The organism is Aeromonas sp. D3, assembly GCF_027705025.1.
GTDB lineage: Bacteria > Pseudomonadota > Gammaproteobacteria > Enterobacterales > Aeromonadaceae > Aeromonas > Aeromonas salmonicida.
In genome coordinates, this window is record NZ_JAPDBE010000041.1 from 23,208 (window position 1) to 44,699 (window position 21,492).

Annotated in this window: 22 protein-coding genes; 15 read left to right on the top strand and 7 right to left on the bottom strand. The window is 60.5% G+C overall.

Annotated elements, in window-relative coordinates; all coding sequences use genetic code 11:
- Positions 1-147: 147 nt before the first annotated feature.
- On the bottom strand, positions 148-690 hold the full coding sequence (locus OKC28_RS18905) for a cupin domain-containing protein (protein ID WP_005319966.1): 543 nt from the start codon (positions 688-690) through the stop codon (positions 148-150).
- Positions 691-863: 173 nt separating this feature from the next.
- Here OKC28_RS18905 and OKC28_RS18910 point away from each other — a divergent pair, with 173 nt between their 5' ends.
- The 6 genes from OKC28_RS18910 to OKC28_RS18935 all read left to right on the top strand — a co-directional run bounded on the left by OKC28_RS18910 (position 864) and on the right by OKC28_RS18935 (position 7,463).
- Positions 864-2,195, top strand: coding sequence for an aspartate aminotransferase family protein (locus tag OKC28_RS18910; RefSeq protein ID WP_256686184.1), 1,332 nt, complete (start codon positions 864-866; stop codon positions 2,193-2,195).
- Between the two features lie 106 nt (positions 2,196-2,301).
- On the top strand, positions 2,302-3,798 hold the full coding sequence (locus OKC28_RS18915; protein WP_270690894.1) for a CoA-acylating methylmalonate-semialdehyde dehydrogenase: 1,497 nt from the start codon (positions 2,302-2,304) through the stop codon (positions 3,796-3,798).
- 87 nt (positions 3,799-3,885) lie between these two features.
- Positions 3,886-4,641: a glutamine amidotransferase-related protein gene (locus tag OKC28_RS18920; RefSeq protein WP_096119968.1), complete on the top strand. Its 756-nt coding sequence runs from the start codon at positions 3,886-3,888 to the stop codon at positions 4,639-4,641.
- Positions 4,638-5,753: an alanine dehydrogenase gene (ald, locus tag OKC28_RS18925; RefSeq protein WP_256686179.1), complete on the top strand. Its 1,116-nt coding sequence runs from the start codon at positions 4,638-4,640 to the stop codon at positions 5,751-5,753. The genes OKC28_RS18920 and ald overlap by 4 nt, the downstream gene beginning before the upstream one ends.
- A 119-nt stretch (positions 5,754-5,872) precedes the next feature.
- Positions 5,873-6,712 carry a PfkB family carbohydrate kinase gene (locus OKC28_RS18930; protein WP_058395607.1) on the top strand — a complete coding sequence of 280 codons (840 nt, stop codon included), beginning with the start codon at positions 5,873-5,875 and terminating at the stop codon, positions 6,710-6,712.
- 298 nt (positions 6,713-7,010) lie between these two features.
- On the top strand, positions 7,011-7,463 hold the full coding sequence (locus OKC28_RS18935) for an Rrf2 family transcriptional regulator (protein WP_005319948.1): 453 nt from the start codon (positions 7,011-7,013) through the stop codon (positions 7,461-7,463).
- A gap of 102 nt (positions 7,464-7,565) precedes the next feature.
- Here OKC28_RS18935 and OKC28_RS18940 read toward each other — a convergent pair whose 3' ends face one another.
- Positions 7,566-8,078, bottom strand: coding sequence for a ferredoxin-type protein NapF (locus OKC28_RS18940; RefSeq protein WP_212539962.1), 513 nt, complete (start codon positions 8,076-8,078; stop codon positions 7,566-7,568).
- A gap of 138 nt (positions 8,079-8,216) precedes the next feature.
- On the opposite strand from OKC28_RS18940, the gene OKC28_RS18945 reads away from it, so the two are divergent.
- Together OKC28_RS18945 and rmuC are read left to right on the top strand one after the other, a co-directional pair.
- On the top strand, positions 8,217-8,432 hold the full coding sequence (locus OKC28_RS18945) for a hypothetical protein (protein WP_005319942.1): 216 nt from the start codon (positions 8,217-8,219) through the stop codon (positions 8,430-8,432).
- The gene (gene rmuC, locus OKC28_RS18950; RefSeq protein WP_234578322.1) at positions 8,429-9,769 is read left to right on the top strand and encodes a DNA recombination protein RmuC; all 1,341 of its coding nucleotides are present in this window, start codon (positions 8,429-8,431) and stop codon (positions 9,767-9,769) included. The genes OKC28_RS18945 and rmuC overlap by 4 nt, the downstream gene beginning before the upstream one ends.
- Before the next feature lie 89 nt (positions 9,770-9,858).
- On the opposite strand, the gene OKC28_RS18955 is transcribed toward rmuC, so the two are convergent.
- The 5 genes from OKC28_RS18955 to def form a co-directional block, all read right to left on the bottom strand.
- On the bottom strand, positions 9,859-11,301 hold the full coding sequence (locus tag OKC28_RS18955) for a TrkH family potassium uptake protein (RefSeq protein WP_021138664.1): 1,443 nt from the start codon (positions 11,299-11,301) through the stop codon (positions 9,859-9,861).
- Positions 11,302-11,397: 96 nt separating this feature from the next.
- Positions 11,398-12,774 (bottom strand): Trk system potassium transporter TrkA, encoded by a 1,377-nt coding sequence (trkA, locus tag OKC28_RS18960; RefSeq protein ID WP_005319933.1) that lies wholly within the window; start codon positions 12,772-12,774, stop codon positions 11,398-11,400.
- Between the two features lie 157 nt (positions 12,775-12,931).
- Complete coding sequence (gene rsmB / locus OKC28_RS18965) at positions 12,932-14,224, bottom strand: 16S rRNA (cytosine(967)-C(5))-methyltransferase RsmB (protein ID WP_256686172.1); 1,293 nt, start codon at positions 14,222-14,224, stop codon at positions 12,932-12,934.
- A 45-nt stretch (positions 14,225-14,269) separates the two neighbouring features.
- Positions 14,270-15,214 carry a methionyl-tRNA formyltransferase gene (gene fmt, locus OKC28_RS18970; RefSeq protein ID WP_021138662.1) on the bottom strand — a complete coding sequence of 315 codons (945 nt, stop codon included), beginning with the start codon at positions 15,212-15,214 and terminating at the stop codon, positions 14,270-14,272.
- Between the two features lie 12 nt (positions 15,215-15,226).
- Positions 15,227-15,739: a peptide deformylase gene (def, locus tag OKC28_RS18975; protein ID WP_021138661.1), complete on the bottom strand. Its 513-nt coding sequence runs from the start codon at positions 15,737-15,739 to the stop codon at positions 15,227-15,229.
- A gap of 108 nt (positions 15,740-15,847) precedes the next feature.
- Between def and OKC28_RS18980 the strand changes: the two genes are divergently transcribed.
- From OKC28_RS18980 to hemF, 7 genes are all read left to right on the top strand, one after another.
- Positions 15,848-16,936, top strand: a complete 1,089-nt coding sequence (locus OKC28_RS18980; protein WP_021138660.1) for a LysM peptidoglycan-binding domain-containing protein — start codon at positions 15,848-15,850, stop codon at positions 16,934-16,936.
- Between the two features lies 1 nt (position 16,937).
- A complete protein-coding gene (dprA, locus tag OKC28_RS18985) occupies positions 16,938-18,053 on the top strand; it encodes a DNA-processing protein DprA (protein WP_021138659.1) in 1,116 nt (371 codons plus the stop codon).
- Positions 18,046-18,519, top strand: a complete 474-nt coding sequence (locus OKC28_RS18990) for a DUF494 family protein (RefSeq protein ID WP_005319913.1) — start codon at positions 18,046-18,048, stop codon at positions 18,517-18,519. The genes dprA and OKC28_RS18990 overlap by 8 nt, the downstream gene beginning before the upstream one ends.
- A 55-nt stretch (positions 18,520-18,574) precedes the next feature.
- Positions 18,575-19,132: a DNA topoisomerase family protein gene (locus OKC28_RS18995; RefSeq protein ID WP_021138658.1), complete on the top strand. Its 558-nt coding sequence runs from the start codon at positions 18,575-18,577 to the stop codon at positions 19,130-19,132.
- A gap of 74 nt (positions 19,133-19,206) precedes the next feature.
- The gene (purE, locus tag OKC28_RS19000) at positions 19,207-19,710 is read left to right on the top strand and encodes a 5-(carboxyamino)imidazole ribonucleotide mutase (protein WP_005319907.1); all 504 of its coding nucleotides are present in this window, start codon (positions 19,207-19,209) and stop codon (positions 19,708-19,710) included.
- A gap of 99 nt (positions 19,711-19,809) precedes the next feature.
- A complete protein-coding gene (locus OKC28_RS19005) occupies positions 19,810-20,370 on the top strand; it encodes a Sua5/YciO/YrdC/YwlC family protein (RefSeq protein WP_021138657.1) in 561 nt (186 codons plus the stop codon).
- Between the two features lie 106 nt (positions 20,371-20,476).
- The gene (gene hemF, locus OKC28_RS19010) at positions 20,477-21,385 is read left to right on the top strand and encodes an oxygen-dependent coproporphyrinogen oxidase (RefSeq protein WP_021138656.1); all 909 of its coding nucleotides are present in this window, start codon (positions 20,477-20,479) and stop codon (positions 21,383-21,385) included.
- Positions 21,386-21,492: the final 107 nt, after the last annotated feature.

The window sequence follows — 21,492 nt, forward strand, 5'->3', positions numbered from 1 at the left end:
GAGATCAGCCCGAACCCTGTCAAATGGCGACTTGGAAACTGGCCGGCGTGATTTGCCCGAGATCAGCCCGAACCCTGTCAAATGGCGACTTGGAAACTGGCCGGCGTGATTTGCCCGAGATCAGCCCGAACCCTGTCAAATGGCGACTTAGAAACTGGCCGGCGTGTTGGCCGAGATCAGCACGCACTCCTGCTCGCCCACGTTGCGAAAACGGTGCGGCGTGCGGCTGTCGAAGTAGTAGCCATCACCCGGTGCCAGCTGGTGGATCTGCTCGCCAATGGTCACCTCGACCGTCCCCTGAATGACGATGCCGCACTCTTCCCCTTCGTGACTCAGCATGTCGTCACCCGTGTCTGCGCCCGGCGGCAGTATCTCCTGCATCATGCCGATGGCACGGTTGGCGCGGCTGTGGCCCACCAGTCGGTAGCTGATGGGATGGGTGCCAAGATCCGGCATGTCGCTGGCGCGGAAGATCACCTCTGTCCCCATCTCTGTCTCTTCGGTGAAGAAGCTGGCCAGGGACATGGGAATGCCTTCGAGTACCTTGCGCAGCGAGGACACTGAGGGGCTCACCTGATTTTTCTCGATCTGGGAGATAAAACCGTTGGTCACACCGGAGCGTTTGGCCAGCTCGCGCTGGGAGAGGGCCGCCTTGGTGCGAACCGCCTTGAGGCGGTGACCGATATCCATCAATAGACACTCCTTGACTGTTTACTATTATTAAAATTGTGTTAAATATCTTATACCACCCCGGTCGGGGTGACACCAAGCAGGGCAACATTGAGCCCTTTTTTATGGATTCAGGTGTTTAATTTAATAGGCATAAGCCGATAGTTACTAAACACCTTAAGGATGAGGTGACCATGAAACCGATCAGCGACATCAATACGCCCTCCGACATGTCCGCCTTCTGGATGCCGTTCACCGCCAACCAGCAATTCAAGGCGGCGCCGCGCATCCTGAAGTCGGCAGAGGGGATGTATTATCACTCAGAGGATGGCCGCAAGATACTGGATGGCACTGCCGGGCTCTGGTGTTGCAACGCGGGCCATGGTCGCCGCGAGATCGCCGAGGCGGTTTCCCAGCAGATTTCCCACCTCGATTTTGCTCCTACGTTCCAGATGGGGCACCCCTTGCCGTTTGAGCTGGCCAACCAGCTGGTGGAGATAGCCCCCAAAGGGTTCGGTCACGTCTTCTATACCAACTCGGGTTCTGAATCTGTGGATACGGCGCTGAAAATAGCGCTGGCCTGGCAGCGGGCGCGGGGGCAGGGCACCCGCACCCGGTTGATTGGTCGTGAACGGGGTTACCATGGAGTGGGCTTTGGCGGCATCTCTGTGGGGGGGATCCCCGGCAACCGCAAGTGGTTCGGCTCCCTGCTGACCGGGGTGGATCATCTGCCCCACACCCTCAATATTGCCAAGCATGCCTTCACCAGGGGATTGCCCGACGAAGACCTGACCCTGGCCGACGAGCTGGAGAAGATCGTCTTCCTGCACGATGCCAGCAACATAGCGGCTGTCATCGTCGAACCCATAGCCGGCAGCACCGGTGTCATCATGCCACCCAAGGGTTACCTCAAGCGGCTGCGGGAGATCTGCACCAAACACGGCATTCTGCTGATCTTCGACGAGGTGATCACTGGCTTCGGTCGCCTCGGTTCCCCCTTCGCGGCACAGGAGTTCGATGTCATCCCCGACATGATCACCTGTGCCAAGGGGCTCACCAATGGCGCCATCCCCATGGGAGCCGTGCTGGTGCAGAAGCACATCTATGACGACATGATGGCCGCCGGCAAGGGTGCCATCGAGCTGTTCCACGGCTACACCTACTCAGGTCATCCGGTGGCCGCCGCCGCCGCGCTGGCGACCCTCGACATCTATCGCAACGAGAACTTGCTCACCCGCGCCGCCGATCTGGCGGGCTACTGGGAGGAGGCGGCCCACTCCCTCAAGGGCTGCAAGCATGTGAAGGATGTGCGCAACTACGGTCTGGTGGCGGGTATCGAGCTGGAATCCATGCCCGATGCCCCTGGCAAGCGTGCCTATGATGTGTTCGTGCGCTGTTTCGAAAAGGGGGCCCTGGTTCGCGTGACAGGGGACATCATAGCCCTGTCGCCGCCGCTCATTATCGAGCGCAGCCAGATCGACGACCTCTTCACCCTGTTGCAGGATGTGTTGCAGACCCAGGACTGACCTTTTTCACCTTGTTTCATGGCGCCCGCAGCTTGTCGGGCGCCATCTCCCTGTGCCCGGCCCGTAGGCCCGCAGGGGAATGCGGATTACTCATCATGGAGGATATATGACATACAGGGTCAGCAACTTTATCGACGGCCAGCTGCAACAGAGTCACAGCGAGCGGTTTGGTGCCATCTTCAACCCGGCCACCGGCCAACAGCAGGGGAGTGTGGCACTCGCCACCGCCGCCGAATGTGGCGAGGCCATCGCCGTGGCGGAGCGTGCTTTCACCGACTGGTCCCAGACACCGCCGCTGGTGCGTGCGCGAGTGCTGTTTCGCTTCAAAGAGCTGATGGAGCGGCACAGGGATGAGCTGGCGGAGCTCATCAGCCGCGAGCATGGCAAGGTCTTCTCCGATGCCCAGGGTGAGCTGACCCGGGGGCTGGAAGTGGTGGAGTTTGCCTGCGGCATTCCCCATCTGCTCAAGGGGGAGCACTCCCTCAATGTGGGCCGGGGGGTAGACAGCCATTCCATGATGCAGCCGGTGGGGGTGTGCGCCGGTATCACGCCGTTCAACTTTCCGGCCATGGTGCCGCTCTGGATGTTCCCGGTGGCCATCGCCTGCGGCAATACCTTTATTCTCAAGCCCTCCGAGAAGGATCCCTCCCTCTCCCTGCGCATGGCCGAGCTGCTCAAGCGGGCCGGTTTGCCAGATGGTGTGCTCAACGTGGTCAACGGCGACAAGGAGGTGGTGGATGTGCTGCTGACCGATCCGCGGGTCGGCGCCGTCTCCTTTGTCGGCTCTACCCCCATCGCCCAGTACATCTACGCCACCGCCTCGGCCCACGGCAAGCGGGTGCAGGCGCTGGGCGGCGCCAAGAACCACATGCTGGTGATGCCGGATGCGGATCTCGATCAGGCGGTCTCCGCCCTGATGGGGGCGGCTTATGGGGCGGCGGGCGAGCGCTGTATGGCCATTTCGGTCGCTGTTGTGGTGGGTGATGAGACCGCCGATGCACTGGTGGCCAAGCTGGCGCCGCTGGTGGAAGCGCTACGGGTCGGGCCTGGCCTGGGTCAGGTACCGGAGAACGAGATGGGGCCTCTCATCAGCCGGGAGCATCTGGCCAAGGTGCGGGGTTATGTGGATCAGGGGGTGGCCGAGGGCGCCCTGCTGCGAGTCGATGGTCGCGGCGTGAGTCACGGGGAAGGCTACTTTATCGGTGGCAGCTTGTTTGACGAGGTAACCCCCGAGATGCGCATCTATCGGGAGGAGATTTTCGGCCCCGTGCTCGCCATAGTACGGGCCCCGGATTACGAGACGGCGCTCGGGCTCATCAACCAGCACGAGTATGGCAATGGCACTGCCATCTTTACTTGCGACGGCGATACTGCGCGGGACTTCACTGCCAGGGTTCAGGTCGGTATGGTAGGGGTGAACGTCCCCATTCCCGTGCCCATGGCGTTTCACAGCTTTGGGGGTTGGAAGCGGTCCATCTTCGGGCCGCTCAACATGCACGGGCCGGATGGGGTGCGCTTCTATACCCGGATGAAGACGGTAACGGCGCGCTGGCCACAGAGCCTGCGGGCCGGAGCCGAGTTCTCCATGCCGACCATGAAGTAAGCAACCATGCAGCAGCTAGTCCAGGCATGGCCCGGTGGCGACAAACGCTGCCGGAGTGCCCCGCTATCCCTGTTGAAGGAGTAACAGATGCGACTGGGAATTCTCGATTGTGACCGGCTGGATCCCGATTTGGCGGATCATTTTGGCCCCGTTTACTCCGAGATGTTTATCAAGGGCTTTAGGGCGTTGGCCCCCGAGCTGGAGTTCAGGATCTGGTCGGCGCTCGATGGCGAGCTGCCGGACGATCTGCAAGAGTGTGATGCCTGGCTCATCACGGGTTCGCGGCACGATGCCTACAGCGATCTGCCCTGGATCCAGGCACTGCGCGCCTGGATCCGGCTGGCCCACGACGCCGACGTCAAGCTGGCCGGGGTCTGCTTCGGCCATCAGGTGATTGCGCAGGCGTTAGGGGGCGAGGTGGTGAAATCCACCAAAGGGTGGGGGCTGGGGGTGTCGGTTCACCCCATGCTGGCGACCGGATCCTGGATGCAGCCCGGGCTGGATCAGATCCGGATCCTGGCCAGCCATCAGGATCAGGTGGCCCTGTTGCCACCCGGTGCGACCCGGCTGGCGGGCAACGATTTTTGTCCCAACTTCATGTTCTTGCAGGGGGACCACATAGTCGCCATTCAGGGGCATCCGGAGTTTTCGGTGGAGTACAACCGGGCGCTGATCGAGCGGCGGCGGGACTTCTTGTCCGATGATCGTTATCAGAGCAGCCTCTCCTCACTGGAGGGGGAGGTGGATTCGGCAACCATGATGCAGTGGTTGTTACAATTTTTGGGCATCCTGCCCGGTAGCGAAAGGGCGACCGGCGGGATCACAGCAGGAGAGCGAGCATGATTATTGGCGTACCCAAGGAAATCAAAAACCATGAATACCGGGTCGGCATGACTCCCGCCGGAGTGCAGGAGCTGGCGGCCCGGGGACACACTGTGCTGGTGCAACAGCAGGGGGGCGAGGCGATCGGGCTGTCCGATGCCGAGTACCAGGCTGCCGGTGCTGAGCTGGTGGCGAGTGCGGCTGAGATATTCGCCCGGGCCGAGATGATAGTGAAGGTGAAGGAGCCCCAGCCGGAGGAGTGTGAACTGCTGCGCCCCGGTCAGCTGCTCTTTACCTATCTGCACCTGGCGCCGGATCCGGTGCAGACCCAGCTGCTGGTGCACTCGGGGGCGGTGGCCATCGCCTACGAGACGGTGACCGACGAGCGCGGCGGTCTGCCGCTGCTGGCGCCCATGTCCGAGGTGGCAGGACGGATGGCGATCCAGGCCGGCGCACACAGTCTGGAGAAGGCGCAGGGGGGCAATGGCACCCTGCTGGGTGGTGTGCCTGCGGTGGCCCCTGCCAAGGTAGTGGTGCTGGGGGGCGGCGTGGTGGGCGTCAACTCGGCGCGCATGGCGCTGGGTCTGGGGGCCGATGTCACCATTCTGGACCGTTCCCTGCCGCGCCTGCGGGAGCTGGACAGCCTCTATGGCTCGGCCCTCAAGACGCTTTACTCCACCCGCACCAATATCGAAGCCTGCATCGCCCAGGCGGATCTGGTGATCGGCGCCGTGCTGATCCCGGGAGCGGCGGCGCCCAGGCTGCTGACCCGTGACATGCTCAAGCTGATGCGCAAGGGCTCAGTGCTGGTGGACGTGGCCATCGATCAGGGCGGCTGCTTTGAAACCTCCCACCCCACCACCCATGAAGAGCCGACCTATGTGGTGGATGGCATCATTCACTACTGCGTGGCCAACATGCCGGGCGGTGTCGCACGCACCTCCACCTTCGCGCTGACCAATGCCACCTTGCCGTTCGTGCTGGCGCTGGCAGACAAGGGCTACGCCCAGGCGCTCAAGGATGACAAACACCTGCGGGCCGGCCTGAACGTGTTCAAGGGCAAGGTCACCCAGGCGGCAGTGGCCCAGGCGCTCGGCTACGAGTACGTCAGCGCCGAATCCGTGCTGGCGTGACGCAGCAGGTGTGAACCCTGCCGGCAAACGTCGAGCTGGTTCACAAACCCCGCGATTTCAGGGAGGGCCGTCAGGGCCCTTTCTCATATACTGGGGTCCCTTGTCAGTGAGGCTTCTCCATGTCCCGCATTCTGCTGCTTGCCAATCTCAACTGTGATCATGTGCTCTCTCTCTCCGAACCCCTGGTGGCCGGTGCCCGTCTGCAATACGTGGATCAGGGCCGCAGGCTGGGGGGCGGTGCCGCCAACACCGGCATAGGGCTGGTATGGGCAGGCCACGAGGTGACCATCGCCTCCCGCATCGGGCTGGATGAGGCCGGCGACTGGCTGCTGGAGCAGGCGGCGGGTTACGGGCTGGACTGCTCTCATGTGGAGCGCTTCGGGGGTGAAACAGGGGAACTGCTGATCCTGGTGGATTCCACCGGCGAGCGCACCATCCTCAGGCGGCCGCGTCGCCCCGACCTGCCTGGCGACTTGCCGGTGGAGGGGGTGGACTGTCTCTACGTGAACTATCCCGGCACCGCCATCACAGGCTATATGCGCCAGATGCTCGGCAAGAGTTTCGTGGTTGCCCAGTATCCCAAGGGCGGGCAGGCTCGCCGTCCCTGTCACGTGCTGGTGGCCTCCCGCTCCGATCTCGGCGAGGTGAGCGACCCCTGGCTGCATGCTCGTCAACTGGCCGGGGAGCAGCTGGAGTGGCTGGTGCTGACCGAAGGCAAGGCGGGGGCCGTGGCCATCCATGGTGAGGAGCAGATCCGGGTCGCGGCGCGGCCCGTGTCAGTGGTGGATACCACGGGAGCGGGGGATGCGTTCGCCGGTGGCCTGATCCACGGACTGGCGCGAGGCATGGCGATCCAGGATGCCTTGCAGTGCGCGGTGGACTGGGGCGCCTTCGCGGTTGCCTCCGAGAGCTCAATTCCCTCCACAGCGCTGAAAAACTGGCTCAAGCAGCCCCATTGAATCCACACAGCAGGAGTCGTGTGGTGCACGCCGATCCGCGACGGCCTTGGGGTTGGCGCGGCGAAGTTAGCCGCCCAAAACCCCTCAAACCCGGGAGCCAGCCTGCAAGTTTGCGATCAATCAAAGAAAGTGTCGATTTATGTGCATCTTCATCGACACCCGCCTGAGCTGCTCTTAACCTTGTCACTCCACGACTCGGATTAAGATGCGGACTCTGCACGGGCGCAAGAGCTGTCCCGCCTCTTAGCTTTAGGTTGTCGTCCTGATTTCCAGCTTGTAGTAAGAGGCAAGTGCGACCATGCAACTGACACGATTTACCGACTATGCCCTGCGTACCCTGACTTTTTTGGCGGTTCAGCCGGGAGATCGCCTGTCGACCATCACAGAGGTGGCCGATACCTTTGCCATCTCCCGCAACCACGTGGTCAAGATAGTGCATCAGCTTGGCATCAAGGGGTACATAGAGACGGTACGCGGCAAGCATGGCGGCATCCGCCTCGGTCGCTCCGCCGTCTCCATCAACCTGCGTGATGTGGTGATGGACATGGAACACGTGCTCTGCCCTGTGGATTGCAAGCGCGAGAACTGCCGTCTCTCCGGTGGCTGTCGCATTCAGGGTATTCTGCGCCGCGCCATGAACGCCTTCCTCGAGGTGCTGGGAGAATACACATTGGCCGATGCGGTGCGGGATCCTACTCGTCTCTGCCACCTGCTCGGCATTGAGCACGACTCCATTCTGGCCATGGCATAGAGCCAGCGTCAGACCATGAGGGGCCCACGGGTCCCTTTGTGCTTTCTGGCGTCTGGTAGCAGGTGAATATGGTTTCAGTGCTGAAGACGGGGTTCTGGGGGGTCAAAGCTGGGGGATCAGGGTGATGGCGCCGTGCAGGCAGGCGAGACCGCAGGCACCGCAGCCATCACACGCCGCCATGTTGACGCTCACCCCATCGCTGGTAGCCTTGATCGCCTGCTGGGGACAGGCATCTTCACACAGCAGGCAGTAGAAGCCCTGCTTGGCCTGACAGCTCGCCTCAATCTGAACCCGGGTCTGCACCTGGCGCCCCCATTGCAGATCGAGGGCGCCGGTCGGGCAGGCTCTGGCACAGCTGCCACAATAGCTGCACTGGCCGCAGGCGAGATCCAGCACAGGGGTGCCGGCGATGGCGGTACCTTCGTATTCGGGTTGACTGGCCGGTTTGAGCAGGCCGTTGGGGCAGGCCTTGAAGCACTCGCCGCAACGGGTGCAGAGGGAGAGGTACTGGGACTCTTCGATGGCCCATGGCGGGCGAGCTTCATGGCAAACCACGGGGGCGGGGCGAGAAGCTTGCCAACCTTGCGTCAGCCAACGGAGGAAATAATGAGTCATGCTCACCCCTGATACCTATTAGGGGTTAATTTTATCCAAGTTTCTGCTGGCAAGCCAGAGAATAGCGGCGGGCAGGATCGCAAGCCGGGTTGCCCTTGTGTAAGCTAGGCGGGTCTTTTTGCGGGATTGAATGAACTCATGTGGTTATTTTTGTGGCGTGCTTCTCTGTTGTATATCTTCCCTCTGCTGATGTGGGCTTACTGTCGCATCAAGGGGATCGAATTCGCCGAGCTCGATACCGGGGTTAACAGTCACAAGTGGGTGGTGCTGGCCGCCTACCTCCTCTACGTGCTGCTCTGGCTGCTGCTCAACCGTTACCTTGAGCTCTTCCTGCGTCAGCGGAGCCGCAAATGATCGCGCTGGCGACCTGGGGGCCGGCGCTGCTGGCAGCCCTGCTCGCCCTCTGTGTCGGCTGGTTGGCAGGGCGCCGCTTTGCCAGCGCCCAGGAGCAGGAGTTGCTGCTGACCCAGGAGCGCCATCAGGCGCTGCAGGATCGCTTCGACGAATTGCAGGATGAGCGGATGCAGGGACAGCAAAAGCTGGATCAGCAGCAGAACCTGCTCATCAAGCTCACCGCCCGCCTCAAGGATGCCGAAGCCACCCTGCGCAGCGAGCGACTAGCCGCAGCCGAGAAGCTGCAACTGCAGCGGGATGGGGAACAGCGTCTCAGCCAGCAGTTTGAAAACCTCGCCAATCGTATTTTCGAGCAGAACTCGGGTAACTTTCGCGACCTGAACCAGAACAGTCTGGATCTGCTGCTGACACCGCTGAAAGAGCAGCTGGAAGGCTTCCGTCGCCAGGTGGGAGAAACCCATGCCCAGGAGACGGCCCAGCGCCACAGCCTCAAGTTCGAACTGGAGCGTCTGGCCGAACTCAACGCCCGCATGACCGAAGAGGCGGCGGCCCTGACCCGCGCCCTCAAGGGGGACAGCAAGCAGCAGGGTAACTGGGGGGAGGTAGTGCTGGCCCGCATCCTCAGTGAATGCGGTCTACGTGAGGGCCACGAGTACCACACCCAGGTCAATATCGAGCTGGACAAGGGCAAGCGCTATCAGCCCGACGTGATCGTCCACCTGCCGCAAGAGAAAGACATCATCATAGACGCCAAGGTGTCGCTGACCGCCTACGAGCGCTGGTACAACGCCGATGACGCGCTGGAAAAAGCAGTAGCGCTCAAGGAGCACGTCGCCTCGGTGCGCAACCATATCCGCGAGCTGGGCCGCAAGGATTACCAGCAGCTGCCCGGGGTGCGCACCCTCGACTATGTGCTGATGTTTGTGGCGGTGGAGCCTGCCTTCCTCACCGCGCTGGAGGCCGACCCTTCCCTGGTACGCTACGGGCTCGACAACAACATCTTGCTGGTGAGCCCCACCAACCTGATGGTGGCGCTGCGGACCATAGAGAACCTGTGGCGCTACGAGCGGCAGAACCAGAATGCCCGCCAGATTGCCGAGCGAGCCGGACGCCTCTACGAGAAGCTGCGGCTGTTTGTGGAAGAGATGCAGCAAATGGGGGGCAGCCTGCACAAGGCGCAGGAGAGCTATGACAAGGCGATGGGGCGGCTGGTCAACGGCCGTGGCAACCTGATCGCCCAGGTCGAGCGTTTCCGCGAGCTGGGAGTGGAGGTGACCAAACCCCTGCCCGAGGCGCTGGTCAACCGCGCGCTGGAACGGGAAGACCCGACCGAATAGAACCGAGTCTTGTCAGTGTCATGAGATGGAGATGGGCAGCCGCAGGGCTGCCCTTCTCGTTATCTATGCTGGCGCTATCCCGAACCGGGTTACTGCTTCCAGAACGAAGGAAAGAAGATCACGGCCACGGTCAGGATCTCGAGCCGTCCCAGCAGCATGCCGAACGACAATATCCACTTGGCCGAGTCCGGCAGGGTGGAAAAGTTGGCACTGGGGCCTATGACGGGGCCCATGCCGGGACCCACGTTTGCAACCGCTGTGATGGAGCCCGAGATGGCGGTCAGGGGGTCCAGACCTATGGTGGCGAGCAGGGCGGCGATCAGCAATATGATGGCGAAGTAGGCCAGCACGAAGGAGATCATGGAGCGAATGATGGCGTCGTTGACCTGGCGGCCATTGTACTTCTGCGGGAAGACGGCGGAGGGATGCATCAGCTGGCGCATCTGCTTTCTGAACAGGGCGAACGCCACCTGTACCCGGAAGATCTTGAGGCCGCCGGAGGTGGAGCCGGAGCAGGCACCGAGCAGCATGATAAAGATAAACAGCACGCTGGTGAGCGGTCCCCAGGTGCCGAAATCGCCGAGGCCATAGCCGGTGGTGGTGATCACGGAGACGATATTGAAGCTGCTGATGCGCAGGGCATCCATGAAGCCGTAAATGTCTCTGATCCACAGATAGAAGGTGACGACGACTGTGATCCAGACCACCAGCCAGAAGAAGCCCTGTACCTGGGCATCCTTGAGCAGGCTGTGGTCACGTCGGCTCAGGCTCTGTACATAGAGCAGGAAGGGCAGCCCCCCCAGAAACATGAAGAGGGTACCGATCCAGTGTGCCGAGTTGGAGAAGTGGGACATGGATTGGTCCGAGGTGGAATACCCGCCTGTACTGAGCGTGGTCATGGCGTGGTTGACCGCCTCGAACAGTGTCATGCCGCTCACCCAGTAGGCGAGGAAGCAGCACATGGAGAGCACCAGATAGACCACCACTATGTTGTTGGCCACTGTCTTGGCGCGGGGGGCACTCTTGTCAGACCAATCCGAGCTCTCGGTCTGAAACAATTTCATGCCGCCCACGTTGAGGTAGGGCAGTACCGCCACCGCCATCACGATAAAGCCAACGCCACCCAGCCACTGCAGGGTGGAGCGCCACAACAGTATGCTGTGAGCCATGCCATCCAGCCCTGAGAGCACAGTGGATCCCGTGGTGGTCACCCCAGACATTGTTTCGAAATAGGCATCGACAAAGCCGATGTGATTGATGAAGACGAAGGGCAGGGCCCCGAAGATGCAGGCAACCAGCCAGACAGAGGTGGTGAGCAGAAACATCTCCCGCACCCCGAGGTGAAATTCTGCCTTGCGGCCGTAGTGGAGGCAGAGCAGAGCGGCGCCGTGGGTGATCAGCACGGATTGAAGAAATTCGACAAATCCCTCCGAGCCGGTGAACAGGGCCAGCAGGGTTGGCAACCACATGAACAGAGCCAGCTTGGAGAGCACCAGCCCTTGAGTGAAGATGATAGGACGCAGCTTGATCATGCAGAATAACCTGATCGTTGAGTGACGAGAGATCCGGACATCCCCTTCGGGAGGCGACGCCGGATCTGGGTTGTGCTGACTTGAGGCATGGGTCGGTTACAGGAAGAAAGGGCTTGGCTGGAACAGCCGTTCCACTTCCGGTATGTACTTCTTGTCCACCAGGAACATCACCACATGGTCATCCTGCTGGATCTGGGTGCGATCGTGGGCGATCAGTACCTCATCACCACGAACAACGGCACCTATGGTGGTGCCGGGCGGCAGCTTGAGCTCACCCACCGTCTTGCCCACCACCTTGGAGGTGTTCTCGTCACCGTGGGCGATGGCCTCAATGGCTTCTGCCGCTCCGCGGCGCAGGCTGTATACGTTGGCGATATCGGCCCGACGCACGTGGGTCAGCAGGGCCGAAATGGTGGCCTGCTGTGGCGAGATGGCGATGTCGATGGAGCCGCCCTGCACCAGATCCACGTAGGCGCTGCGCTGGATAAGCACCATTGTCTTCTTGGCCCCCATCTTCTTGGCAAGCAGGGCCGACATTATGTTGGCCTCATCCTCGTTGGTGACCGCGATGAAGACATCGATCTGATCAATGTGTTCCTCGGCCAGCAACTCCTGATCCGCTGCATCACCACAGAAGACGATGGTGTTCTCCAGCTGTTCCGAGAGCTGCTCGGCCCGCTTCTGGTTACGCTCTATGAGCTTGACGCTGTAGCGCTTCTCCAGTTGACGGGCGAGACCGGCGCCTATGTTGCCACCCCCGACAATCATGATGCGGCGATAAGGGCTCTCGAGCCGCTGCAGCTCCGACATGACGGCCCGGATATGACCGGCGGCAGCGACGAAGAACACTTCGTCATCCGCTTCTATGATGGTGGTGCCTTGCGGACGGATGGAGCGGCCCTGGCGGAAGATGGCCGCTACCCGGGTCTCTATGTTGGGCATGTGATCCCGCAGAGTGGAGAGGGCATTGCCCACCAGGGGGCCACCGTAGTAGGCCTTGACCGCTACCAGACCCACCTTGCCACCGGCAAAGTCCACCACTTGCAAGGCGCCGGGATATTCGATCAGTCGGCGAACATAGTCGGTGACCAGCTGTTCCGGCGCTATCAGGTGATCCACCGGCACGGATTCCGGTAAAAACAGCCGGTCCCGCTCGGTCAGATAAGCCGGGGAGCGAATGCGCGCCACCTTGTTCGGGGTATTGAACAGGGAGTAGGCCACCTGGCAGGCGATCATGTTGGTTTCGTCGCTGTTGGTGACCGCCACCAGCATGTCCGCATCCTGTGCACCCGCCTCGCGCAGTACCCTGGGGTGGGCGCCGTGACCATTCACCACCCGCAGGTCGAACTTGTCCTGCAACTCCCGCAGACGGTCGCTGTCGGTATCGACTATGGTGATGTCGTTGTTCTCTCCGGCCAGGTTCTCGGCCAGGGTGCCACCGACCTGACCTGCGCCCAGAATGATGATCTTCATAGGGACCCCTCATGGGACGAGGATCGGTTGTTACCGCTGACAATATGGCAGGGATCAGTCATCAACATGGTGATCTTCATAGGGAAAACGTGCTCGATGTTGCGCAGTAATGGGGGCCGTCAACCAGCACCCCTCATGATCATGGTCACTGCTCTGCCTATCGCTTGATCAGCTTGGCGTAGTAGAAGCCATCCATCTCGGCTTCGCCTGGCAGGAACTGGCGGCCCGGACAATCTGGTGTGTCCTGCGCGTGCAGCGGCACCAGGGTGGCATCCGGCGTAGCGGCCAGGAAGGCGCGGATCTGTTCGCGGTTCTCTTCCGGCAGCACTGAGCAGGTAGCGTAGAGCAGAGTACCGCCGCTTTTCAGTTTCGACCAGAGGGCGATCAGAATACGGCGCTGCAACTCGGCCAGCTCGCGGATGTCCTGATCCCGGCGCAACCACTTGATGTCGGGGTGACGACGGATGACACCGGTGGCGGAGCAGGGGGCGTCCAGCAGGATGCGATCGAACTGGCCTTGTGGCCACCACAGCTCAGGGGTGCTGGCATCACCATGGATCACCCGGGCCTGGAGGCCGATACGATCCAGGTTCTCCTGCACCCGCTTGAGGCGGTTCTCGTCGGCATCCACGGCCACTACACCAGCCAGTGCGGGTTGACGCTCAAGCAGGTGGGCCGTCTTGCCACCGGGAGCGGCACAGGCATCCAGCACCCACTCGCCCGGCTGCGGGTCTAGCAGTCGGGCGGCCTGTTGGGCAGCACCGTCTTGCACCGAGCAGTCACCTGTCTCGAAACCGGGCAGCTTGGTCACGTCGCAGGGGCGTTCCAGTAGAATGCAATCTTCGCCTTCCTGACCGGCAACCGCATTGATGCCAACTTCGGCCATGCGAGCCAGCATCTGATCGCGGCCCTGGCGCTGGCTATTGTTGCGGATCCACATGGGGGGGCGCTGATTGTTGGCCTCCATGATGAATTCCCAATCTTCGGGATAGGCCTGACGCAAGCGCTTGGTGAGCCACTCAGGGTGACCGAGGCGAATGCTGGGGACGCGGTCGATGCGCAGCAATATGACTTCGGCACTGCGCTGGAAGTTGCGCAGCACCCCATTGATGAGGCCGCGCAAGGAGGTACCCTTGAGCAGCTTGACGGCGTTGACTGTCTCGGCCACAGCGGCATGAGCCGGAATGCGGGTGTAGATGAGCTGATAGAGACCGACCAGGATCAGATAATGGAAGATGCGGCTCTTGTTCTTGAGCGGCTTGTCCATCATCTCGCCCACCGCAGCGTCGAGGCGGGGCAGCCAGCGCAGGGTGCCATAGCAGAGTTCTTGCAGGAGGGCGCGATCGCGGGGCGCAACCTTCTCCTGGGCAGCAGGCAGAACAGCGGAGAGGGATTGGCCCTGATCCAGCACCTGTTGAATAACGAGAGCGGCCTGTGCACGTGTTTTCATAGTGTTACCTTAGATGCGCAAGTCGGGGCCTGGGCCCCGCTTGTTTCAATTCAATTGCGTGCCGGGTTCAAACCAGTCGCGGCGAGAGTTGAGCAGATCCGAAACGGACATGGCCTTCTTGCCGGGTGGTTGCAGGGTCAGCAGGCGCAGGACACCCAGGCCGGTAGCGATGTCGATCCCCTGCTTGTCGGCCTTGAGCAGGGTGCCGGTAGGTTGGCCATGGTCGCTGTTGATAACCTCGGCCTGCCACACCTTGATAGTCTGTCCCGCCACCTCAAACCAGCTGATGGGCCAGGGATTGAAGGCACGGATGCAGCGCTCTATGGCGACGGCTTCCATCGACCAGTCGATGCGGGCCTCCTCTTTGGAGAGCTTCTCGGCATAGTTGGCCAGCGCATCGTCTTGCGCCTCGGCTGCGGTTTCACCGGCGGCCATGGCATTGAGAGTCTCGACCAGTGCTTGTGGGCCCAGCTCGGCCAGCTTGTCATACAGGCTGGTGGAGGTTTCGTCGGCGGCGATGGGACAGGTCACTTTTCTGATCATGGCGCCAGTATCCAGCCCGACATCCATCTGCATGATGGTCACGCCGGTTTCGGTATCACCCGCCCAGATGGATCGCTGGATCGGGGCTGCACCGCGCCAGCGCGGCAGCAGAGATCCATGCACGTTGATACAGCCCAGACGCGGGGTATCGAGTACCACCTTGGGCAGGATCAAGCCGTAGGCCACTACCACCATCAAGTCGGCGCCCAGAGACGCCAGCTCGGCTTGCGCCTCTTCTTTGCGCAGGGACGCTGGTTGGTAAACCGGCAGATTGTGGGTCAGAGCCAGCTCTTTGACCGGGCTGGCGGTGAGCTTCTGACCACGGCCAGCAGGCTTGTCCGGCTGGGTATAAACGGCAACAACCTCGTGGTCGGAAGACAACAACGCCGCCAGGTGACGGGCGGCGAAGTCGGGAGTACCGGCAAAAATCAGTTTCAGCTTATTCAATGGGGCAGATCCTCAGAGGGCTTTGCGATCTTCACGGGCCATCTTTTCCAGCTTCTGGCGAATGCGCTGGCGCTTGAGCGGGGACAAGTAATCCACAAACAGCTTGCCGATCAGATGATCCATCTCATGCTGTATGCAGATAGCGAGCAGATCGTCCGCTTCCAGCTCGAACGGCTTGCCGTTGCGATCCAGTGCACGTACCTTGACCCACTCGGCGCGTGGCACCAGCGCTCTGTGGTCGGGCACCGAGAGGCAGCCCTCTTCGATGCCTGTGCTGCCCGCTTGCTCGAGGATCTCGGGGTTGATCAATACCAGAGGATCTTCACGGTTCTCGGAGACATCGATCACTATGATGCGCTGATGAATGTCGACCTGAGTGGCGGCCAGGCCTATGCCTTCCTCCGCGTACATGGTTTCGAACATATCATCTACAATGTGTTGTAACTCGGGTGTAAAGGTCTCGACAGGGGCTGCAACTGTGCGCAGACGTTCATCGGGAAAACGCAATACATCTAGAATGGCCATAGTTTTTTCTTTAGTTTCGTATAAATGCAGTCAATATTGGCGTAATTCTAGTCATTTACGCCGACAAAAAACAGCAACACTTTGCGCGCAGAAGTAACAGGGAGTGTTATGTATCTGAAGCAAACCATCCTCGCTTGCCTGCTGGCCACTCTGAGCCAGGCTGCCATGGCCTACCAGTTGACACTGAAAGCGGGTTATCCCGAGCGCTATGTCGTGCAAAAGGGTGACACCCTCTGGGATATTTCAGGCCGATATCTGGCACAACCCTGGCTCTGGCCCCGTCTCTGGAACATCAATCCCCAGATTGCCAACCCGCACTGGATCTATCCCGGTGACGTGCTGCATCTGAGCTGGGTCAATGGCGAGCCTCGCCTCGGCAAAGCGATGCAGGGGGGCAAGCCAGTTGTTCACCTCTCTCCCAAGAGCCGTTACGAGAACAAGGCCAATCCGATCCCGACGTTGCCGCTTAGCGAGATAGGTCCCTTCCTGCGTACCGACCATATCCTGGCCGACAGCCAGCAGGCGAAACAGCTGCCTTATGTGCTCGGCAACGATGAGGCGCATATCGGCATGCTGGAGGGCGACACACTGTATGTACAGGGATCGCTGACCCTGGGTCAGGACTACGGCATCTACCACCCGGGGAGCTTATACAAGGACAAGGAGACAGGTGAGTTGCTGGGGCAGGAAGCTGTATTTGTCGGTACGGCCAGAGCCGAGGAGCGGCTGGCGGATGATCGTACCCGAGTCACGCTCAGCCACAGCCAGCGGGAGGTATACCAGGGAGACAAGCTGATGCCCTTCCCGCCGCAAGAGAGTCTCTTCGCCGTATTCACTCCTAAAGCCGCGCCCGTTATTTCGCCGGGTTACATCATAGATCTGCCGAGCAAGGCTCGTGGTGGCGGCAAGTTTGACGTTGTGCTCATCAATAAGGGGCTGCGCGATCAGGTTTCCCCCGGCGATGTACTGGAGGTGCGGCGACCTGGCGCCCAGCTGGTGAGCAAGAACGGCAAGGTATCTTACAAAGAGTACTCTTCCGTCTATGACAAGGCGTTCTATTCTGCCGGCAAGCCCTCCCTGCCGTCGGAGGCGGTGGCGCGCGTCATGCTGTTCAAGGTGTACGACAAGCTGAGCTACGGCCTCATCATGCAGAGCCAGGGCATGGTCAGCTCCGGCTATCAGGTCAGTAACTTCTAACGTGCCATTTCCATCCGGGCGGCTTTCACTGTGGCTGACGCTGGATGCCGTTACTGGCATAGGCCCGGTCACTGCCTCACGCCTGCTTGCCCGCTTCGATGGTGACATAAAAGCCCTGTTTGAGTGCGATGATGGCGGTTTGCGGGCGCTGGGTCTGCACTCGTCCCAGATACAGCAGCTCAGATGGCCGCTGCCGGTGGTAGAGCTGGGGCTGAACTGGGCTGCCATGCCCGGCAATCACCTGATTTGTCCCGATGATCCCGCCTATCCCGACCTGTTGAAAGAGATCCCTGCTGCCCCCTTGCTGCTCTATTGTCGCGGAAATGTCGCAGCCTTGTCGTTGCCGCAATTGGCTATGGTAGGGACGCGTCATCCCACTTATGCCGGCAAGGACAATGCCGCGCGTTTGTGTCGCGAGCTGGTAGGGTGTGGACTGGCGATTACCTCGGGGCTGGCGCTCGGCATAGATGGTGTCTGCCATCAGCAGGCGCTGGCGGCGGGCGGTATCACGCTTGCGGTGTTGGGCTCCGGCCTGGATTGTCTCTATCCCAAGCGTCATCAGGGGCTGGCTGGCCAGATCCTGGAGAGCGGCGGCTTGCTCATCTCAGAGTTGGCGCCGGACAAGGGGCCGCTGGCCGAACATTTTCCCCGTCGCAACCGCATCATCAGTGGCCTGTCGCTGGGTACCCTGGTGGTGGAGGCTGCCGAGCAGAGTGGGTCACTCATCACGGCGCGTTACGCACTGGAACAGGGGCGCGAAGTGTTTGCCGTGCCGGGAGCGCCACAAAATGGGCAGGCGCTGGGTTGCAATAAATTAATCCAGCAGGGGGCCAAACTTGTGTTGAGTGCGGCCGATATAGTGGAAGAGCTTCCCGGATTGGTCAGTCTGGTGCGCAAAGAGGCTGGATTGCTTGAGCAAGAGCATAATAGCGAATTGCCTTATGCCGATTTGTTGGATAACGTAGATTATGAGACCACGAGCGTGGATACCGTCGCCGAACGGTCCCAGCTTCCTGTCGAAGTGGTATTGGGCAGGTTGGTAGAGCTGGAACTGGCAGGCGCAGTGATAGCGGTAGCCGGTGGATACGTCAGAGCGAGGAGGGCGAATCATGTTTGATGTACTGATGTACCTTTTCGAGACCTACATCCACAGCGATGCAGATGTGATGGTCGAACAAAATGAACTCACCGACGAACTGAGCCGGGCTGGTTTCGACAAGGACGAGATCGAGAAGGCGCTCAACTGGCTGGAAAGGCTGGCCAATCTGCATGATAGCGAGCGGGAGGTGTATGTCGCCGCCAGCGCGCAAGGCTCGATGCGTATCTATGCCCCGCAGGAGCTGGCCCGCCTTGGTACCGAGTGCCGCGGTTTCCTGCTCTTTCTGGAACAAGCCCAGGTGCTGAATGCCGAAACCCGCGAAATCTGTATCGAGCGACTGCTCGAGCTGGATAAACCGGATATCGAGCTGGATGACCTGAAGTGGGTTGTCATGATGGTGCTGTTCAATGTGCCGGGCAGTGAAAATGCCTACCAGCAGATGGAAGAGCTGGTGTTTGATGAGTCCGATGGCGTCATTCACTGACAGTCTGGTGTCGCGCTGGTAGAATTCAGGCCATCTGGATTTCAAGGCGCGGCACATGTCCAAAATCGATCATCATCTCTTTTCTGCTCACGAGCATGGGTTCGAGCGAGAGCCGTGCCCGCAGTGTGGTGCCGAGCTGGTGATCCGCCAGGGCAAGCATGGCCCTTTTCTTGGCTGCTCCGCCTACCCCTCCTGTGATTACATCCGTTCTCTGACACCGTCCGGTCGTGATATCGAGAAAGTGCTTGAGGGGTCAGCTTGCCCGGATTGTGGCCAGCCGCTGGCAATCAAGAAGGGTCGTTACGGCTTGTTTGTAGGGTGTACCCAGTATCCGGCCTGTCAGCATATCGAGTCCCTGCAGGAGAGCGATGATACCCAGATCCTCTGCCCCGAGTGTGGCAAGGGTCATCTGGTGAGCCGTACCTCCCGTTACGGCAAGCAGTTTTACTCCTGTGATGTGTATCCCCATTGTAAATATGTGGTGAATGACAAGCCGATCCCCATGCCTTGTCCCGAATGTGGCTGGGGCATCATGGTGGAGAAGAAAGTGAGGGGAAATCTGAAGTGGATCTGTCCGCAAAAGAAATGCGGCCATCAAAGTGAGCAGGTATAATCCCGCCGCCGTAACCAAATTGAAACGTTTTCGGCGCACTTCAACCCCCCACTTGGAGTAAGGAAATTCCCACCATGAATAAACCTTTTGTTGCCGTATTGATGGGCTCTGACTCTGATTTTCCCGTGATGCAATCCACCCTTGAGATCCTCAAGTCGTTTGATATCGCAGTGGAAGTGAAAGTAACCTCTGCGCACCGTACTCCGGCTGCGACCCATCAGTATGTGACCGATGCCGAGTCCCGTGGTTGCAAGGTCTTTATCTGTGCTGCCGGTCTGGCGGCTCACCTGGCGGGTGCCGTTGCCGGCATCACCACCCGTCCCGTGATCGGGGTGCCTATCGACGGTGGTCCGCTCAAGGGGCTGGATGCACTGCTCTCCACCGTGCAGATGCCGGGTGGCGTGCCGGTGGCAACCGTGGCGATCGGCAAGGCCGGTGCCAAGAACGCAGGTTACCTGGCAGCCCAGATGCTGGCGGTGGCTGATGATGAACTGGCAGCCAAAGTTCGGGCCGAACGCCAGAAGAATGCCGAAGAGGTGATGGCCAAGGATGCCGCCCTGCAGGCCCAACTCAAGTAAGTGATGAGGTGACAGCCCGCTGTATATGGTGCGGTTGTCGCCTTGCAGGCTTAACTCAACCAAGTAATGAGGTGGCAGCCAGGCTGCCGCATTTTTCCTATGTCTACTGAATTTGAACAAGCGGTTGCCGCCCTTCACGGCGAAGGGGTGATCGCGTATGCAACCGAGGCCGTGTTTGGTCTGGGTTGTGATCCTGACTCCGAGCTGGCGGTGCAGCGCCTGCTGGTCATCAAGCAGCGTCCGGTGGAGAAGGGCCTGATCCTGATTGCCGCCGATCTGGCGCAGTTGCAGGATTATATCGATCTGAGCCAGCTTAGCGGTGAGCAGCTTGCGCGAGTGCAGGCCAGCTGGCCAGGTCCCTTCACCTGGATCATGCCTGCTCGCGCCACGACACCCACCTGGCTAACCGGCCAGTTTGATACGCTGGCTGTGCGAGTCACTGCACACCCACAGGTGCAGGCATTGTGCCGCGCTTTTGGCAAGCCGCTGGTTTCCACCAGTGCCAATCTGACCGGTGAAGAGCCCGCCCGTCGGGTGGCCGATATCGGTGAGCGGCTGGCAAGCAAGTTAGCCTATATCCTGCCCGGTGAAGTGGGTGGTCAAGCTAACCCATCCGAGATCAAGGACGCCCGTACCGGCGCCGTCATTCGTCCCTCCTGAGCGGACAGACTCTTTTTTGCAGTAATGCCGATGGGCGTGGAGCTCATGGCGTGACATCACAATAAAATGGACAGGGCGTTCAAGATCCTGCCTGACTGGAGACAAGATGAGCAAACCGGATGTGGCCCAGGTCAAGGCCTTCCTGTTGCAGTTGCAGGACGAGATCTGCCGAAGCCTGGAGCAGGCCGACGGCGTTGGGCGCTTTGTTGAGGATGCCTGGGCCCGTGAGGGCGGTGGCGGTGGTCGAACCCGCGTAATGCGCCATGGCGACATGATTGAGCAGGGTGGGGTCAACTTTTCCCATGTCTATGGTGATGCCATGCCAGCCTCGGCGACGGCTCATAGGCCCGAGCTGGCCGGTCGCAAGTTTGAGGCCATGGGGGTGTCGCTGGTGATCCATCCTCACAATCCCTATGTGCCGACCAGCCATGCCAATGTCCGTTTTTTCATCGCCGAGAAAGAGGGCGAGGAGCCCATCTGGTGGTTCGGTGGTGGTTTCGATTTGACGCCGTTTTATCCCTTTGCCGAGGATGTGCAGCACTGGCATCGAGTGTCACGCGATCTCTGCCAACCCTTTGGCGAAGATATTTACCCCGAGTTCAAATCCTGGTGCGATCGCTACTTCTTCCTCAAGCATCGCAACGAGACGCGGGGGGTGGGTGGCCTCTTCTTCGACGACCTGAATCGTTGGCCCTTTGCTGACTGCTTCGCCTTTATGCAGGCGGTAGGCCGGGGTTATCTCGATGCCTATCTGCCGATCATCGAGCGACGCAAGGCGCAGCCCTATGGCGAGCGGGAGCGGGAGTTCCAGCTCTATCGCCGCGGTCGTTATGTCGAGTTCAATCTGGTGTACGACCGGGGCACCCTGTTCGGGTTGCAGACCGGTGGACGTACCGAGTCGATTCTGATGTCGATGCCGCCACTGGCACGTTGGGAGTATGACTGGCAGCCGGAAGCGGGCAGCCCGGAGGCCTTGCTCTACACAGACTACCTCACGCCGCGAGAGTGGTTGTAACCCGAGGGGCCATGACGGCCCCTTTTTATTGGCTATGTCCCAATTACGTGTTGCATGGGGTGCCCCAGCGCCTCATGCAAACACGCTTTGATATTCACACCCCTTCC

What these genes read in the sequence shown, in the direction of transcription:
- OKC28_RS18905 (WP_005319966.1), bottom strand. Translation starts at nt 690, where the DNA reads ATGGATATCGGTCACCGCCTCAAGGCGGTTCGCACCAAGGCGGCCCTC.
- OKC28_RS18910 (WP_256686184.1), top strand. Translation starts at nt 864, where the DNA reads ATGAAACCGATCAGCGACATCAATACGCCCTCCGACATGTCCGCCTTC.
- OKC28_RS18915 (WP_270690894.1), top strand. Translation starts at nt 2,302, where the DNA reads ATGACATACAGGGTCAGCAACTTTATCGACGGCCAGCTGCAACAGAGT.
- OKC28_RS18920 (WP_096119968.1), top strand. Translation starts at nt 3,886, where the DNA reads ATGCGACTGGGAATTCTCGATTGTGACCGGCTGGATCCCGATTTGGCG.
- ald (WP_256686179.1), top strand. Translation starts at nt 4,638, where the DNA reads ATGATTATTGGCGTACCCAAGGAAATCAAAAACCATGAATACCGGGTC.
- OKC28_RS18930 (WP_058395607.1), top strand. Translation starts at nt 5,873, where the DNA reads ATGTCCCGCATTCTGCTGCTTGCCAATCTCAACTGTGATCATGTGCTC.
- OKC28_RS18935 (WP_005319948.1), top strand. Translation starts at nt 7,011, where the DNA reads ATGCAACTGACACGATTTACCGACTATGCCCTGCGTACCCTGACTTTT.
- OKC28_RS18940 (WP_212539962.1), bottom strand. Translation starts at nt 8,078, where the DNA reads ATGACTCATTATTTCCTCCGTTGGCTGACGCAAGGTTGGCAAGCTTCT.
- OKC28_RS18945 (WP_005319942.1), top strand. Translation starts at nt 8,217, where the DNA reads ATGTGGTTATTTTTGTGGCGTGCTTCTCTGTTGTATATCTTCCCTCTG.
- rmuC (WP_234578322.1), top strand. Translation starts at nt 8,429, where the DNA reads ATGATCGCGCTGGCGACCTGGGGGCCGGCGCTGCTGGCAGCCCTGCTC.
- OKC28_RS18955 (WP_021138664.1), bottom strand. Translation starts at nt 11,301, where the DNA reads ATGATCAAGCTGCGTCCTATCATCTTCACTCAAGGGCTGGTGCTCTCC.
- trkA (WP_005319933.1), bottom strand. Translation starts at nt 12,774, where the DNA reads ATGAAGATCATCATTCTGGGCGCAGGTCAGGTCGGTGGCACCCTGGCC.
- rsmB (WP_256686172.1), bottom strand. Translation starts at nt 14,224, where the DNA reads ATGAAAACACGTGCACAGGCCGCTCTCGTTATTCAACAGGTGCTGGAT.
- def (WP_021138661.1), bottom strand. Translation starts at nt 15,739, where the DNA reads ATGGCCATTCTAGATGTATTGCGTTTTCCCGATGAACGTCTGCGCACA.
- OKC28_RS18980 (WP_021138660.1), top strand. Translation starts at nt 15,848, where the DNA reads ATGTATCTGAAGCAAACCATCCTCGCTTGCCTGCTGGCCACTCTGAGC.
- OKC28_RS18990 (WP_005319913.1), top strand. Translation starts at nt 18,046, where the DNA reads ATGTTTGATGTACTGATGTACCTTTTCGAGACCTACATCCACAGCGAT.
- OKC28_RS18995 (WP_021138658.1), top strand. Translation starts at nt 18,575, where the DNA reads ATGTCCAAAATCGATCATCATCTCTTTTCTGCTCACGAGCATGGGTTC.
- purE (WP_005319907.1), top strand. Translation starts at nt 19,207, where the DNA reads ATGAATAAACCTTTTGTTGCCGTATTGATGGGCTCTGACTCTGATTTT.
- OKC28_RS19005 (WP_021138657.1), top strand. Translation starts at nt 19,810, where the DNA reads ATGTCTACTGAATTTGAACAAGCGGTTGCCGCCCTTCACGGCGAAGGG.
- hemF (WP_021138656.1), top strand. Translation starts at nt 20,477, where the DNA reads ATGAGCAAACCGGATGTGGCCCAGGTCAAGGCCTTCCTGTTGCAGTTG.